The organism is Arthrobacter sp. zg-Y1110 (assembly GCF_025244865.1).
In the GTDB taxonomy this organism is placed as follows: Bacteria; Actinomycetota; Actinomycetes; order Actinomycetales; family Micrococcaceae; genus Arthrobacter_B.
In genome coordinates this window covers 2,059,252-2,072,338 of the sequence record NZ_CP104272.1, presented here as the reverse complement: position 1 = coordinate 2,072,338, position 13,087 = coordinate 2,059,252, and the positions used below count along the sequence as shown (strand labels likewise).

The window sequence follows — 13,087 nt, the reverse complement described above, 5'->3', positions numbered from 1 at the left end:
GTGTTGATGCTGCCGTAGACGGTGTGCATACTCAGACAGCAGATGCAGGACGAACCCGCCCACCGAACCCTAGGAGTGAGATGTCTGGTGCAACACTGGCGCGGCCCACGATGAGGTTCGGCACAAGGTTCGGTATTGCAGCGGTCGTCCTCCTCGTCCTGGGTCCGTTTATCAACAGGAACTTCGGTATAGCAGACAGTCTTAACTCTATGAGGCTTTCCGCGGTCTGGGAGACAGTACCTGTTGCCGTGGCGGTATCGCTGATCTATTTGCTGTTACTGGTTACCTTCGTGTTGCTCTCCGCCGTACTCATCACAATCTCCCTGGTCATTCGTCACAGCGAAGCGAACGAACAGGCAACGATAAACAAGGGCTCAACCTTCACCGGGTTCTGACCGGCACAACCACTTCTACCCACAATCACCATGCCCGCATACGATGCCCCGGTGGAAACTCCGCAGAGGAAATACGATGCCTACGTCCCCCGGACGCCGCCGCCAGCCAAGGACGACCCGGTCGTGCAGTGGCTGCTGCAAGGCGATCCAGCGATCCGCTGGCAGGTGTTACGCGACATCCTCGACGCCCCGCAGGATGAGGTGGCAGCTGAGCGGGCACGGGTGGAGCACGAAGGATGGGGCGCTGGACTGCTCGCGCTGCGGGCACCTGACGGACAGTGGGCAAACGGGGCATGCTTCCCGGACACCGCGGCGTTCGCCGAGAGTACCGCACAGGCCCTGGCTGCCGGCGAGCCACCGCCTCCGTTCCCGTCACCCGACGCGGAACCCGACGCGGAACCGGCCGAAGCGCCAGGCGAGCAGTCAGATGAGCAGCCAGATGAGCAGCCCGGAGAACAGCCGGGAAAGGAACCGGAGCAACCATGGACCGCTACCTACCCGGTGCTGCTCGACCTGTGCCACTTGGGTGTACCGCCGGACAGTGCGGTGATACGGGAGACCGCACAGTTGGTCGTCCACAACTGCCGGTGGGAGTACAACGGGTTGCCGTTCTTCGCCGGCGAAGTCGACTGCTGCATCAACGCCGGCACTATCCTGATCGGCACCTTCCTGGGCATCGACGTCGACCCGGTGGTGCAGCGGCTCGTGGCCGACCAGCTGCCTGACGGTGGCTGGAACTGCTGGGCAGAGACGCCTTCGACGCCGGGCTCTTTCGCCAGCACTCTTGACGTGGTTGACGCCTTACTCAGGTGGGAACGACACACCGGTGGATCCGATGAGGTCCGCCGGGCTCGCCATTACGGCGAGGAGTATCTGCTTCGACGTACCCTGTTCCGCTCATTGCGCACCGGCGAGGTGGTGAACCCACAATGGCTTCAGTTCTCCTACCCTCCCCGCTGGCACTATGACCTGCTCAAGGCAACGAGCTATTTCGCTCTGCGCGGCGGCCCTGCCGATCCGCGGCTGGTTGAGGCGATCGAACAAGTTCGTGCCAGGCGTCAGCCAGATGGACGTTGGCTGCTGGAGAACAGTCACCCCGGTGCGGTCCACTTTCGATTCGAAGAACCCGATGGGACGCCGAGCCGGTGGAACACTCTCAGGGCACTGCGGGTTCTGCGCTGGTACGACGCAGCACGTCTCCCTGCATGACGGGACCGGAAGGCCGCCCAACGCCCGCCAAGGCAAGAGAGGCTAGCGCGGCCGCTGCCCGGCGTGCTGGCGTGCCATTTCCGAGAGCTTCGACAGGTCAGCCAGGTCCTGTTCCGAACGGGGAACAGGGGAGAAGCTGCCGAACTTCCGCGTGGCTGCCTTCTCGATCAGGAAGTCCGCAATTGCCGGATTCTTGGGAAGAAGGGAACCGTGCAGGTAACTGGCTACCACGTTCTTGTACCGCGCACCCTCGGTGCTGTCCTTGGTGTTGTTGCCTTCACCCTTGCGGATCTCCGCCAGCGGCTTCACGCCCGGACCGAGGAAGGTCTGGCCGCTGTGGTTCTCATAGCCGTGGATCTCGCCGAACTCTTCGCTGACGGAAAGAACGTTGCCGATCAACCGCACGTCACCGCCGTGGGTCTCCATGTCCAGGATGCCGATTCCCGGAATGAGCGCACCCTCATGCGTCTTGAAGAACCGTCCGAACAACTGGTACAAACCGCAGATCACCAGCATCGGCAGGCCGTCCTCGGCAAGCCCCTGCAGGGTGGGAGCCAACTGCTGGAGATCCTGCTGGATCACCACCTGTCCGCTGTCCTGGCCGCCGCCGCCGACAACGATGTCGACGTCGGCAGGGAACTCGTCCCCGGCGTTGTACTCCTCGACAACCGGCTGGTAGCCGTACCACTTCAGGCGCTGCTTGAGCACCAGGACGTTGCCCCAGTCGCCGTAAATGTTCATTTCCCGCGGGTACAGCTGCAGGATCTTGATTGTGCGGTCCTCGGTCATGAGACCACCTCTACCTTCGTGATCTTGGAGAGTTCCCGGCGTACGGCCAGCATGGCCGTGTACGTGCAGAAGATCCGCATGGGAACCCCGGGGGAGTCCTTGATGAAACGCTTCAGCCCGTCCGTGATGTCCGGTTCGATGGTGCGCACCGGCACGTCGTCGTACTTCAGCCGCAACGCCATGTCGTAGGCGCGCACGCCGCTGACGACGTCGACACCGCCCTCGGCCAGGGATTCGAAGTCCACGTCCCACAGCCAGGACATGTCCCGGCCGTCGGCGTAGTTGTCATTAATGGCGATCATTGTCGAATAGCCGTGGGCGGCAAAGGACTTCAGGCCCAGGCGGAAGCCGCTGGGATTCTTCACCAGCACCAGCTCCAGCGGCTGGCCGTTGACGGTCAGGGACTCGCCGCGCCCGAATGCAGGCTCCACATTGGCAAGCGCATCGAACAAGGCGTCGGAGTCGAGGTCCTTGCCCTTGATTGTCCGCGCAAAGGCGAGGGCAGCGGCGGCATTGAAGATGTTGTAAACGCCGCGCAGCTTCAGCCCCGAGGTGCGGACCTGTCCGTCGACCAGGAAATCCGCGTCCGTCTCACTCACGCGTTCAAGGACGACGTCGGCCTCCTGGGTTGCGGCCAGCGCTTCGGCAAGGCTGCCGCGCATCTCGTCGTCGTTGGGGAAGGTGCTGCGCAGCGAGGCATCGAGCCCGAAGTACACGGCACGCTGGCCGTTCAGGGAATCGGCAATGCCCGCCACGCGGGGATCCTCGCGGTTCAGGACCACCGTCTCGGTGGTCGCGCGGGCAATGGATTCCAGCAGGCGGGTGGTCTTGTCGATCTCGCCGAACCGGTCCAGCTGGTCACGCAGGACATTCAGCAGCAGGCTGTAGCGCGGCTGGATCAGTTTCACGAAGTGCACGGCGTGCGCCTCGTCCAGTTCCAGGACGGCGATGTCCGCATCCAGGTGCCCGCGCAGGTTCACTTCGCCCAGCAGGGCTGCCGCAACGCCGCGGGTGAAGTTGCTGCCCGTCCGGTTCGTGAAAACCTTCAGCCCCTGGCTCTCGAGCAGCTCCACCACCATCTTGGTAGTGGTCGTCTTGCCGTTGGTTCCGGAGACGACGGCGACGCCGAGCGGCAGGTCAGCGAGGGTGCGGCGAATGAAATCGGGATCGATTTTCTCCACCACCAGGCCGGGCAGGGCGGAGCCGCCGCCACGCAGTTTCGAGGCACTGCGGACCAGTTTTCCGACCAGGATGGAGAAAGAACTCATGGTTACTGAATATAGCGCACACCCTTGATACGGCACCGTTCCGAAGGCGTGAGGCTGCACGCATCGGGACAGGTCAGCGGTGTTTTATCCGTCGGTATTCGACGCCGGCCCGGAGCGCGGAAGCGTTTCCGGCCCCGGAAACGGATTCGGTCGCTAGAATTGTGGCAGTGCGTTCGGGAAGCTTAGCTGGTCTCCCTGTTCGGCCCGGGTTCCCCGGGGTCCTGGACGGGTGGCAAGCAGCCGGACTTTTTTATCGATCAGAGGAGAAGCGTAGAGCATGTCGGGCCACTCTAAATGGGCAACCACCAAGCACAAGAAGGCCGTAATTGATGCCAAGCGCGCCAAGTCCTTCGCCAAGCTGATCAAGAACATCGAAGTTGCAGCACGCGCCGGCGGAGCCGACATGGCAGGCAACCCGGCCCTTGAACTGGCCGTTTCCAAAGCCAAGAAGACGTCGGTGCCGATCGACAACATTAACCGTGCGGTCAAGCGCGGCGCCGGCCTGCTCGGCGAGGCCGTCGATTACCAGACGATCATGTACGAGGGCTACGGACCGCAGGGCTCCGCCCTCCTGATCGAGTGCCTTACGGACAACAAGAACCGTGCGGCCTCCGAGGTCCGCCTTGCCGTGACCCGCAACGGCGGCAATATGGGCGATCCCGGTTCCGTCGCCTACATGTTCACCCGCAAGGGCGTAGTGAACCTGCCCAAGAACGGCCTCACCGAAGATGATCTGCTGATGGCCGTCCTTGACGCCGGTGCGGACGAAGTGAAGGAATCGGGCGAGAACTTCGAGATCATCTCGGAGCCGCAGGACCTCCGTGCCGTCGTCGGTGCGCTGGAAGAGGCGAGCATCGAGTACGAAACCGATGAAGCCGAATTCGTTCCGTCCATGCATGTTGAACTGGATGCGGATGCTGCCCGCAAGTTCCTCAAGCTCGTGGATGCGCTGGAAGACCTCGACGACGTCCAGAACGTTTACTCCAACGCTGATATCCCGGCCGCCGTTATGGCCGAGCTTGAAGAAGACGACTAAGACGTACCTGTGTCTTTACGCGTCCTGGGGGTGGACCCCGGCCTGACCCGCTGCGGCCTTGGAGTAGTTGAGGTCGAGGGAAACCGCCGGGCCACCCTCGTGGCCGTCGGAGTTGTCGGCACAGTGGCCGGCACCGCGCTTGACGCCCGGTTGCTGGTCATTTCCGAAGCCATCGATCTGTGGCTGGACACCCACCGGCCCGATGTCCTGGCCGTGGAACGGGTGTTCAGCCAACTCAATGTCAGCACCGTGATGGGTACCGCCCAGGCCTCCGGCGTCGTTATTGCCGCCGCCGCCCGGCGCGGCATCCCGGTCGCCCTGCACACGCCTACCGAGGTCAAGGCGGCGGTCACCGGCTCCGGCTCGGCCAACAAGGACGCCGTGGGCAAGATGGTGACCAAGATCCTGCGGCTGGACGAGATGCCCAAGCCCGCCGACGCCGCCGACGCCCTTGCCCTGGCGATCACCCACGCCTGGCGCCGCGGCGTCGCCGGTCCCGGACCCACCGCCGGCTCCGCCTCGCGGGGCGCGGCACCGGCTAGTGGGTTAACTCCGGCCCAGCGGCTGTGGGCCGAAGCGGAAGCGCGGGCAAAACGCGGAAGCTACTGAACAGCAGGGGAATGCGGGCGCCAGCAAGTAGGGTATTCGTAGATATGTTCTATACAGCCTCTGGAGTTCCTTCATGATCAGTTCCCTCCGCGGGGTCGTTTCGCACGTGGGCCTTACCTCTGCCGTCATTGATGTCCAAGGATTCGGGATGCTCGTCCAGGCCACCCCGCAGACCCTGGCTTCGCTGCGCAAGGGAAGTGAAGCCAGCGTCCATACCGCCATGATCGTGCGCGAAGACTCCATGACCCTGTATGGGTTCAGCGACGCGGACCAGCGCGAGGTCTTTGAAATCCTCCTCGGCGTCAGCGGGGTGGGTCCGCGGATCGCCCTCGCGGTCCTGGCCGTCCACACTCCTGAAGCCATCCGGGTGGCCGCATCCACCGGGGACGACAAGGCCTTCAGCAAGGTTTCCGGCATTGGCCCCAAGGGCGCCCGCCGCATTGTCCTCGAGCTGGCCGACAAGCTGGTGCCGCACGGCACCGTGGAAAACCCGGCCGCACCCCGCTGGCAGGAACAGGTCCTGGCGGCCATGACCGGTCTCGGCTGGTCCGAAAAGGACGCCACTGCCGCCATGGACGACACCGCCGCCGAGCATCCCGACGTCGCTGCCGCCGGCAACGTCGGGGAAATCCTGAAACTGACGCTGCGGCGCCTCGGGACCGACGGCGCCCGGGCCTCCTCGCGCCGAAAGGCCGGCTGAGGTGTCCACCGCCGACTCCCTCGTCGCGCCCGGTCCCGATCCGGACGACAAAGCCATCGAAGCCGCCCTGCGGCCCAAGAACCTGGACGACTTCGTAGGTCAGAAGCGCGTCCGCGAACAGCTGTCGCTGGTACTCGAAGCGTCCCGGCTGCGCGGCCGCAGCGCCGACCACGTGCTGCTGTCCGGCCCGCCCGGCCTGGGCAAGACCACCCTGTCCATGATCATTGCCGCGGAAATGAACGCACCGCTGCGGATCAGTTCCGGGCCGGCCATCCAGCATGCCGGGGACCTCGCAGCCATCCTGTCTTCCCTGACAGAGGGCGAGGTGCTGTTCCTGGACGAAATCCACCGCATGTCCCGGCCGGCCGAGGAAATGCTCTACATGGCCATGGAGGATTTCCGCGTCGACATCATCGTCGGCAAGGGTGCCGGTGCCACCGCCATTCCGCTGGACCTGCCCCCGTTCACCCTGGTGGGAGCCACTACCCGCGCCGGCCTGCTGCCCGGTCCGCTGCGGGACCGTTTCGGATTCACCGGCCACTTGGAGTTCTACTCGACGGATGAACTGGAACTGGTGCTGCGCCGCTCGGCCATGCTGATGGACATGAAGGTCAACTCCGCGGGATTTGCCGAGGTTGCCGGACGCTCGCGCGGCACCCCGCGTATCGCGAACCGGCTGCTGCGCCGCGTCCGGGACTGGGCGCTGGTGCACGGCATCGAGCAGATCGACGCCCGCTCGGCCGGAGCGGCGCTGGATATGTACGAGGTGGACGTCCTCGGCCTCGACCGGTTGGACCGCGCCGTGCTGGCCGCACTGATCACCAAGTTCAACGGGGGACCGGTGGGCCTTTCCACGCTGGCGATCGCCGTCGGCGAGGAACCGGAGACTGTGGAGACGGTGGCCGAACCGTACCTCGTCCGTGAAGGCCTGCTCGGCCGGACCCCGCGGGGCCGCATCGCGACCCGGGCCGCGTGGGAGCATCTGGGGCTCCAGATGCCCGAGAACGTGGCGGCCGCGATGCCGCAGAACATGTTTTCCGGCCCCGGCACCAACACCTCATCCGCTCCCGCCGAGGAGACCGGGCCGGAAACTTAACCGTCCGCTCCCACGTTTTCCGTTTAGACTGGCCCTAGGGCACGGTCCCGGCACCATGTCCGGACCAGCCCCGCCCTACCCCAACAGAAACGGAACTCTCCACGTGTCTATCGCTGATCTCTTTATCCCTCTGCTGCTGGCGGTCTTCGTCATCCTCATGTTCCGCAAGCAGAAGAAGTCGCAGCAGACGGTTGTCCAGCAGCGGGCCCAAATGCTTCCCGGCACCGAAGTTATGACCCAGTTCGGGCTCTTCGGCCGGATCGTTTCCGTGGACCAGGAAGAAAACAAGGCCGTGCTGGAGCTTTCCCCCGGCAACACCGCCACGGTTCACCTTCAGGCACTGACCAAGGTCGTCACTGTTCGCGCTGAAGAAGCACCGGCCGATGACGCCGCCGCGGTCCCCGATGACGCCTCGTCCCTCACGCTCGGCAAGGACACCTCCGAGCGCAACGACGCCGTGCAGGACGAGACGCCTGAAGAAACACTCAAGCGCCTGAACCGCGACGACAAAAAAGAGAACTAGACTCTCCACGAGCCAAGCGGGGCATCGGTGCCCCGCTTGCCGCCCGGAGACCACGACGGTTCCGGTGATCTTCGCCCTTAAGGAAAATTCCCTATGCCCCGTACCGGCCCCGGCTCGGCCGCGAAAAAGACGCTCCTCTGGTTGGGCGTCATTTTTGCTGCCCTGGCCCTTTTGCTTGGCGGTGGTTCCATGTGGAGCAACGCCAGCTGGACCCCGAAACTCGCCCTCGACCTTGAGGGCGGCACCCAGATGATCCTTGCTCCCGAGGTGCAGGGCGGTGACTCCGAAATCTCGACCGAACAGCTCGACCAGGCCGTGGAGATCATCCGCCAGCGCGTGGACGGCAGCGGCGTCTCCGAAGCGGAGATCAGCACGCAGTCCAACCGCAACGTCGTGGTATCGCTGCCCGGCGTCCCCGATCCCGAGACCCGCGAGCTGATCCAGGCTTCCGCGAACATGGAGTTCCGCCCGGTCCTGGCCGGCGGCGGGGGACAAGGTGCAGCAGTAACGGATCCCACTCCTGCGGAACAGCTGCCCACCCCGTCGGCGGAACCCACGGATGCTTCGGACACCAACTGGATTTCACCCGAGCTGCAGACGCAGTTCGAAACCACTGACTGCCTGAACCCGGACACCATCGCCAACGCTGAGCAGGCACCGGCCGACCAGCCGATGGTGGCCTGCGAGCCCGGCACCGCCGGCAAGTACATCCTGGGCCCGGTCGAAGTTCCCGGCGTAGACATCTCCACCGCCAGCTTCGGCATGGCACAGGGCAACAACGGTGTCTCCACCAACCAGTGGGCCGTGAACATCGAGTTCAACGGCGAGGGTACCGACAAGTTCCGCGAAGTGACCGAGCGTCTCTTCGCCTTCCCGCAGGGCGACCCGCGGAACCAGTTCGCCATCGTCCTCGACGGGCAGATCATTTCGGCGCCGACCGTGAACGCGGTCATCACCAACGGCCAGCCCCAGATCACCGGCAACTTCACGCAGGAAAGCTCCGAAGCGCTCTCCGAGCAGCTGAAATACGGTGCCCTGCCGATCAGCTTCGAGATCCAGAGCGAACAGCAGGTCTCGGCGACCCTTGGCGCGGACCAGCTGCGGATGGGCATTATCGCCGGCCTGATCGGCCTGGCCCTCGTTGCCGTCTACTCGCTCTTCCAGTACCGCGCGCTGGGCTTCGTTACCATCATCTCGCTCGTCGTTGCCGGGCTGCTGACCTACCTGGCCATCGCCATCCTGGGCTGGAGCCACAACTACCGGCTCTCACTGGCCGGCGTGGCCGGCCTGATCGTCGCCATCGGGCAGACCGCGGACTCGTTCATCGTGTACTTCGAACGCATCCGTGACGAGCTTCGCGACGGCCGCGGGCTGGTTTCCGCGGTGGACAACGGCTGGAAACGCGCCAAGCGTACCGTCCTGGCTTCCAAGGCCGTGAACATCCTGGCCGCCGTCGTCCTGTACTTCGTGGCAGTGGGCAACGTGCGGGGCTTCGCCTTCACCCTGGGCCTCACCGCCATTGCGGACCTCATCGTGGTCTTTATGTTCACCCACCCCACCATGGTGCTTCTGGCCCGAACCAAGTTCTTCGGCGACGGCCACCGCTTCTCCGGCCTCGATGCGAGCAAGCTGGGTGCGGTACCGCTTTACCGCGGTGCCGGACGGCTGCGTGATCCCTCCGAAGCGCCGGCTGCGCGCACCAAGAACAAGGGAGCGGCCAAGGAAGCCGAACGAAGGATGACCATCGCCGAACGGCGGCTTGCCGAAAAGCAGGATTCAATGGCCGGTACCGGCCGCAGCTCCGAGAAGGACGGCGAGTAATGAGTAAGCTCCCCAGTTTCGCCGCATTCGGCAACGACCTTTACACCGGAAAGCGGTCCTACAACTTCGTCGGCAAGGCAAAGCTGTGGTTCATCATCGCAGCGGCAGCCGTGCTGCTTTCGATCCTCATACCGGTGGCCAAGGGCGGATTCAACCTCGGCATCGAGTTCCGCGGCGGCTCCGAATTCACCGTCTCCAACGTCAGCAACACTGACGTCAGCGGCGGCGAGAAGGCCGTGGCCGAGGTTGCCGGCACCGCCGACCCCAAGGTCACCAACATCGCCCCGGGCACCATGCGGATCCAGACGGAGAAGCTGAGCGATGACCAGACCATCGAGGTCAAGGAATCACTGGCGGAGACCTACGGCGTAAGCCAGGACGAAGTCACCTCCACCTTCATCGGTCCCACCTGGGGCAGCGACGTCAGCCGGCAGGCCCTGGTGGGCCTCGTCGTCTTCGTGGCACTGGCCGCGGTGCTGATGGCCTTGTATTTCCGGACCTGGAAGATGTCGGTAGCCGCCGTCGTCGGGCTGTTGGTGGTTATGGTGGTCACCGCCGGCGTCTACGCGCTGAGCGGTTTCGAAGTCACGCCGTCGGCCATCATCGGCTTCCTTACCGTGCTCAGCTACTCGCTGTATGACACCGTGGTGGTGTTCGACAAGGTCCGGGAAAACACGAAGGACCTGGACAAGCGGACCAAGCGGACCTTCGCGGAAGAAGTGAACCTGGCCGTGAACCAGACTCTGGTGCGGTCCATCAACACTTCCGTGGTGGCAGTCCTCCCGGTGGCCTCCATCCTGTTCATCGGTGCGCTGCTGCTGGGCGCCGGCACCCTGAAGGACCTGTCCCTGGCATTGTTCGTGGGCATCATCCTGGGCACCATCGCGACCATCTACATTGCAGCGCCGCTGTACGCGTGGCTGCGCCGGAACGAACCGGACATCCGCAAGCAGGCCAAGCGGGTGGCCGAACGCCGGGCTAACGAAGCAAAGGGCTCCGCGGCGGTCAGCGCCTAAGGGATAAAGCCCGCTCCGACCATCCGGTTCCGTACTCCACGCCAAAGGAGTACGGAACCGGCGGTTTAAGTGCGGTGCGGGCAGGCTTAGACTGGTTGACAGGAGCCGCGTCAGGCGCGGCCGCCGAAAACGTTTTGATTACCTGCTTTTGAGCGTACGAAGAAAGGTCGTCAGTGGCCAACAGTGCAACGCCTGCCGATGAGGCAGGAAACAGCGGCACCGCGGGGATCGACCCGGGGCACGAGAGCACCGCAGCGCGCGAAGCTGCGGCATTGGATGCTGCCGCCAGCAACACTGACGCCCTGCTTCCCGTCCCCGGCCCGGCCAAAGCCCCCGTACCGGTGAAACCCGGCAGCGGCGCAGGCCGTGCACCCTCGACCGGCCGCCGTGCTTCCACCCGTGCCCGGCTCGCCCGCCTGGCCGGCCGGGGCAACCCCGGCTACTCGCCGATGCTGGAACCGCTGCTTCGCACGGTCCGGGTCAACAACCCCAAGGAAGACCTGGACCTGATCCAGCGCGCCTATGTGGTTGCCGAGCGGAGCCACGAGGGCCAGAAGCGCAAGAGCGGGGATCCGTACATCACGCACCCGGTGGCGGTGGCGACCATCCTGGCGGAGCTGGGCATGACCGGCACCACTCTGGCCGCGGCCCTGCTGCATGACACGGTGGAGGACACCAGCTACACCCTGGACGAACTGCGGCGCGAGTTCGGCCCGGAGGTCGCGATGCTCGTGGACGGTGTCACCAAGCTGGACAAGGTCACCTTCGGCGACGCCGCGCAGTCCGAAACCGTACGCAAGATGGTCGTCGCCATGGCCAAGGACATCCGCGTCCTGGTCATCAAGCTCGCGGACCGGCTCCACAACGCCCGAACCTGGCGTTTCGTATCGCCGGAATCGTCCGCCAAGAAGGCACGCGAAACGCTGGAAATCTTCGCCCCGCTGGCCCACCGGCTGGGTATGAACACCATCAAGTGGGAGCTGGAGGATCTTTCCTTCGCCGCACTGCACCCCAAGGTGTATGACGAAATCGTCCGGATGGTGGGCGACCGGACTCCGGAGCGGGAAAAGTACCTGGGCACCGTGCGGTCGCAGATCGCCGATGACCTGCACGCGGTCAAGATCAAAGCCACCATCACCGGCCGGCCCAAGCACTATTACTCGATCTACCAAAAGATGATCGTGCGGGGCAAGGACTTCGACGACATCCATGACCTGATGGGCGTGCGCGTCCTGGTGGACTCCGTCCGCGACTGCTACGCCACCCTCGGTGCCCTGCATTCGCGGTGGAACCCCCTTCCCGGGCGGTTCAAGGACTACATCGCGATGCCGAAGTTCAACATGTACCAGTCGCTGCACACCACAGTGATCGGCCCCGGCGGCAAGCCCGTGGAAATCCAGATCCGCACGCACGACATGCACCGCCGCGCCGAATACGGCGTGGCCGCGCACTGGAAGTACAAGGACGGAAACAAGGGCCCCGAAGCCCCTGACGACATGGGCTGGCTGCGCAGCCTGGTGGACTGGCAGCAGGAAACCTCGGATCCCGACGAGTTCCTGGATTCGCTGCGGTTCGAGATCAATGCGCGCGAAGTCTTCGTCTTTACGCCCAAGGGCGAGGTCATGGCGCTTCCGGCCGGGTCGACGCCGGTGGACTTCGCCTACGCCGTGCACACCGAGGTGGGCCACCGGACAATCGGGGCGCGCGTCAACGGGAAACTGGTGCCGCTCAACAGCGAACTGCAGCACGGCGACTGGGTGGAGATCTTCACCTCCAAGGCCGAGGGTGCCGGTCCCAGCCAGGACTGGCAGGGCTTCGTCAAGAGCCCGCGCGCCCGGAACAAGATCCGGCAGTGGTTCACCAAGGAACGCCGCGAAGAGGCAATCGAAAAGGGCAAGGACCTGCTCACCCGCGGCATGCGCAAGCAGAACCTGCCGCTGCAGCGCCTGATGACGCATGATGCGCTGGTGGCGGTGGCCGAAGAACTGCACCACCAGGACATTTCCGCGCTGTACGCCGCGGTGGGCGACGGCCATACCTCTGCCCAGAATGTCATTGAGCACCTGGTCAACCTGATGGGCGGGCACCAGGGCGCCGAGGAGGACCTGGCCGAAACGCCGGTGGCTACCGCAGCCCGCCGTCCCAAGTTCTCCGATTCCGGCGTCACCGTGCGCGGTACCGGCGATGTGTGGGTCAAGCTGGCCCGCTGCTGCACCCCGGTTCCGCCGGATCCGATCATCGGGTTCGTGACCCGCGGTTCGGGTGTTTCGGTACACCGCAGCGACTGCCGCAACGTACAGGAACTGCGTGCCACGCCGGACCGCATAGTCCCCGTGGAGTGGGCACCCACCCAGTCCAGCGTCTTCCTGGTCGAGATCCAAGTGGAGGCCCTGGACCGCAAGAGCCTGCTGTCGGACGTGACGCGGGTCCTCTCGGAAAACCACGTGAACATCCTCTCCGCCAGCGTCAACACCTCCAGCGACCGTGTGGCGATGTCGAAGTTCGTGTTCGAGATGGGGGATCCGAAATACCTGAACCACATCCTCAGCGCGGTCCGCAAGATCGACGGCGTGTTCGACGTCTATCGCACCACGGGGTCGCAGCGGCGGGTCTAGGCTCCGGGTT

At 64.6% G+C, this 13,087-nt stretch carries 12 protein-coding genes; 10 read left to right on the top strand and 2 right to left on the bottom strand.

Translation table 11 applies throughout. From position 1 onward, the window contains the following. The first annotated feature begins 80 nt into the window (after window positions 1–80). Together N2K99_RS09560 and N2K99_RS09555 are read left to right on the top strand one after the other, a co-directional pair. Window positions 81–395, top strand: a complete 315-nt coding sequence (locus N2K99_RS09560; RefSeq protein ID WP_227921269.1) for a hypothetical protein — start codon at window positions 81–83, stop codon at window positions 393–395. A gap of 51 nt (window positions 396–446) precedes the next feature. Further along, on the top strand, window positions 447–1,604 hold the full coding sequence (locus N2K99_RS09555; RefSeq protein WP_308036387.1) for a hypothetical protein: 1,158 nt from the start codon (window positions 447–449) through the stop codon (window positions 1,602–1,604). 42 nt (window positions 1,605–1,646) lie between these two features. Here the strand turns inward: N2K99_RS09555 and N2K99_RS09550 are convergent, their stop codons facing one another. Continuing rightward, complete coding sequence (locus tag N2K99_RS09550) at window positions 1,647–2,393, bottom strand: type 1 glutamine amidotransferase (protein ID WP_227933614.1); 747 nt, start codon at window positions 2,391–2,393, stop codon at window positions 1,647–1,649. Next, on the bottom strand, window positions 2,390–3,661 hold the full coding sequence (locus N2K99_RS09545) for a Mur ligase family protein (protein WP_227933613.1): 1,272 nt from the start codon (window positions 3,659–3,661) through the stop codon (window positions 2,390–2,392). The genes N2K99_RS09550 and N2K99_RS09545 overlap by 4 nt, the downstream gene beginning before the upstream one ends. Before the next feature lie 277 nt (window positions 3,662–3,938). Here N2K99_RS09545 and N2K99_RS09540 point away from each other — a divergent pair, with 277 nt between their 5' ends. The 8 genes from N2K99_RS09540 to N2K99_RS09505 all read left to right on the top strand — a co-directional run bounded on the left by N2K99_RS09540 (window position 3,939) and on the right by N2K99_RS09505 (window position 13,077). Continuing rightward, window positions 3,939–4,697, top strand: coding sequence for a YebC/PmpR family DNA-binding transcriptional regulator (locus N2K99_RS09540; RefSeq protein WP_227921280.1), 759 nt, complete (start codon window positions 3,939–3,941; stop codon window positions 4,695–4,697). A 9-nt stretch (window positions 4,698–4,706) separates the two neighbouring features. Further along, window positions 4,707–5,306, top strand: a complete 600-nt coding sequence (ruvC, locus tag N2K99_RS09535; protein WP_227933612.1) for a crossover junction endodeoxyribonuclease RuvC — start codon at window positions 4,707–4,709, stop codon at window positions 5,304–5,306. Between the two features lie 73 nt (window positions 5,307–5,379). Continuing rightward, on the top strand, window positions 5,380–6,006 hold the full coding sequence (gene ruvA, locus N2K99_RS09530; RefSeq protein ID WP_227933611.1) for a Holliday junction branch migration protein RuvA: 627 nt from the start codon (window positions 5,380–5,382) through the stop codon (window positions 6,004–6,006). A 1-nt stretch (window position 6,007) separates the two neighbouring features. Further along, window positions 6,008–7,102, top strand: a complete 1,095-nt coding sequence (gene ruvB / locus N2K99_RS09525) for a Holliday junction branch migration DNA helicase RuvB (RefSeq protein WP_227933610.1) — start codon at window positions 6,008–6,010, stop codon at window positions 7,100–7,102. Between the two features lie 103 nt (window positions 7,103–7,205). Further along, a complete protein-coding gene (gene yajC, locus N2K99_RS09520) occupies window positions 7,206–7,625 on the top strand; it encodes a preprotein translocase subunit YajC (protein WP_227933609.1) in 420 nt (139 codons plus the stop codon). A gap of 93 nt (window positions 7,626–7,718) precedes the next feature. After that, complete coding sequence (gene secD / locus N2K99_RS09515; RefSeq protein WP_227921294.1) at window positions 7,719–9,446, top strand: protein translocase subunit SecD; 1,728 nt, start codon at window positions 7,719–7,721, stop codon at window positions 9,444–9,446. Next, a complete protein-coding gene (gene secF / locus N2K99_RS09510; protein ID WP_227921297.1) occupies window positions 9,446–10,462 on the top strand; it encodes a protein translocase subunit SecF in 1,017 nt (338 codons plus the stop codon). The genes secD and secF overlap by 1 nt, the downstream gene beginning before the upstream one ends. A 173-nt stretch (window positions 10,463–10,635) precedes the next feature. Further along, entirely contained in the window at window positions 10,636–13,077 is a 2,442-nt protein-coding gene (locus tag N2K99_RS09505; RefSeq protein ID WP_374200049.1) for a bifunctional (p)ppGpp synthetase/guanosine-3',5'-bis(diphosphate) 3'-pyrophosphohydrolase, read from the top strand. The last annotated feature ends 10 nt before the right edge of the window (window positions 13,078–13,087 follow it).

Coding starts and splice junctions, on each gene's coding strand:
- N2K99_RS09560 (WP_227921269.1), top strand. CDS start 81: ATGTCTGGTGCAACACTGGCGCGGCCCACGATGAGGTTCGGCACAAGG.
- N2K99_RS09550 (WP_227933614.1), bottom strand. CDS start 2,393: ATGACCGAGGACCGCACAATCAAGATCCTGCAGCTGTACCCGCGGGAA.
- N2K99_RS09545 (WP_227933613.1), bottom strand. CDS start 3,661: ATGAGTTCTTTCTCCATCCTGGTCGGAAAACTGGTCCGCAGTGCCTCG.
- N2K99_RS09540 (WP_227921280.1), top strand. CDS start 3,939: ATGTCGGGCCACTCTAAATGGGCAACCACCAAGCACAAGAAGGCCGTA.
- ruvA (WP_227933611.1), top strand. CDS start 5,380: ATGATCAGTTCCCTCCGCGGGGTCGTTTCGCACGTGGGCCTTACCTCT.
- secD (WP_227921294.1), top strand. CDS start 7,719: ATGCCCCGTACCGGCCCCGGCTCGGCCGCGAAAAAGACGCTCCTCTGG.
- secF (WP_227921297.1), top strand. CDS start 9,446: ATGAGTAAGCTCCCCAGTTTCGCCGCATTCGGCAACGACCTTTACACC.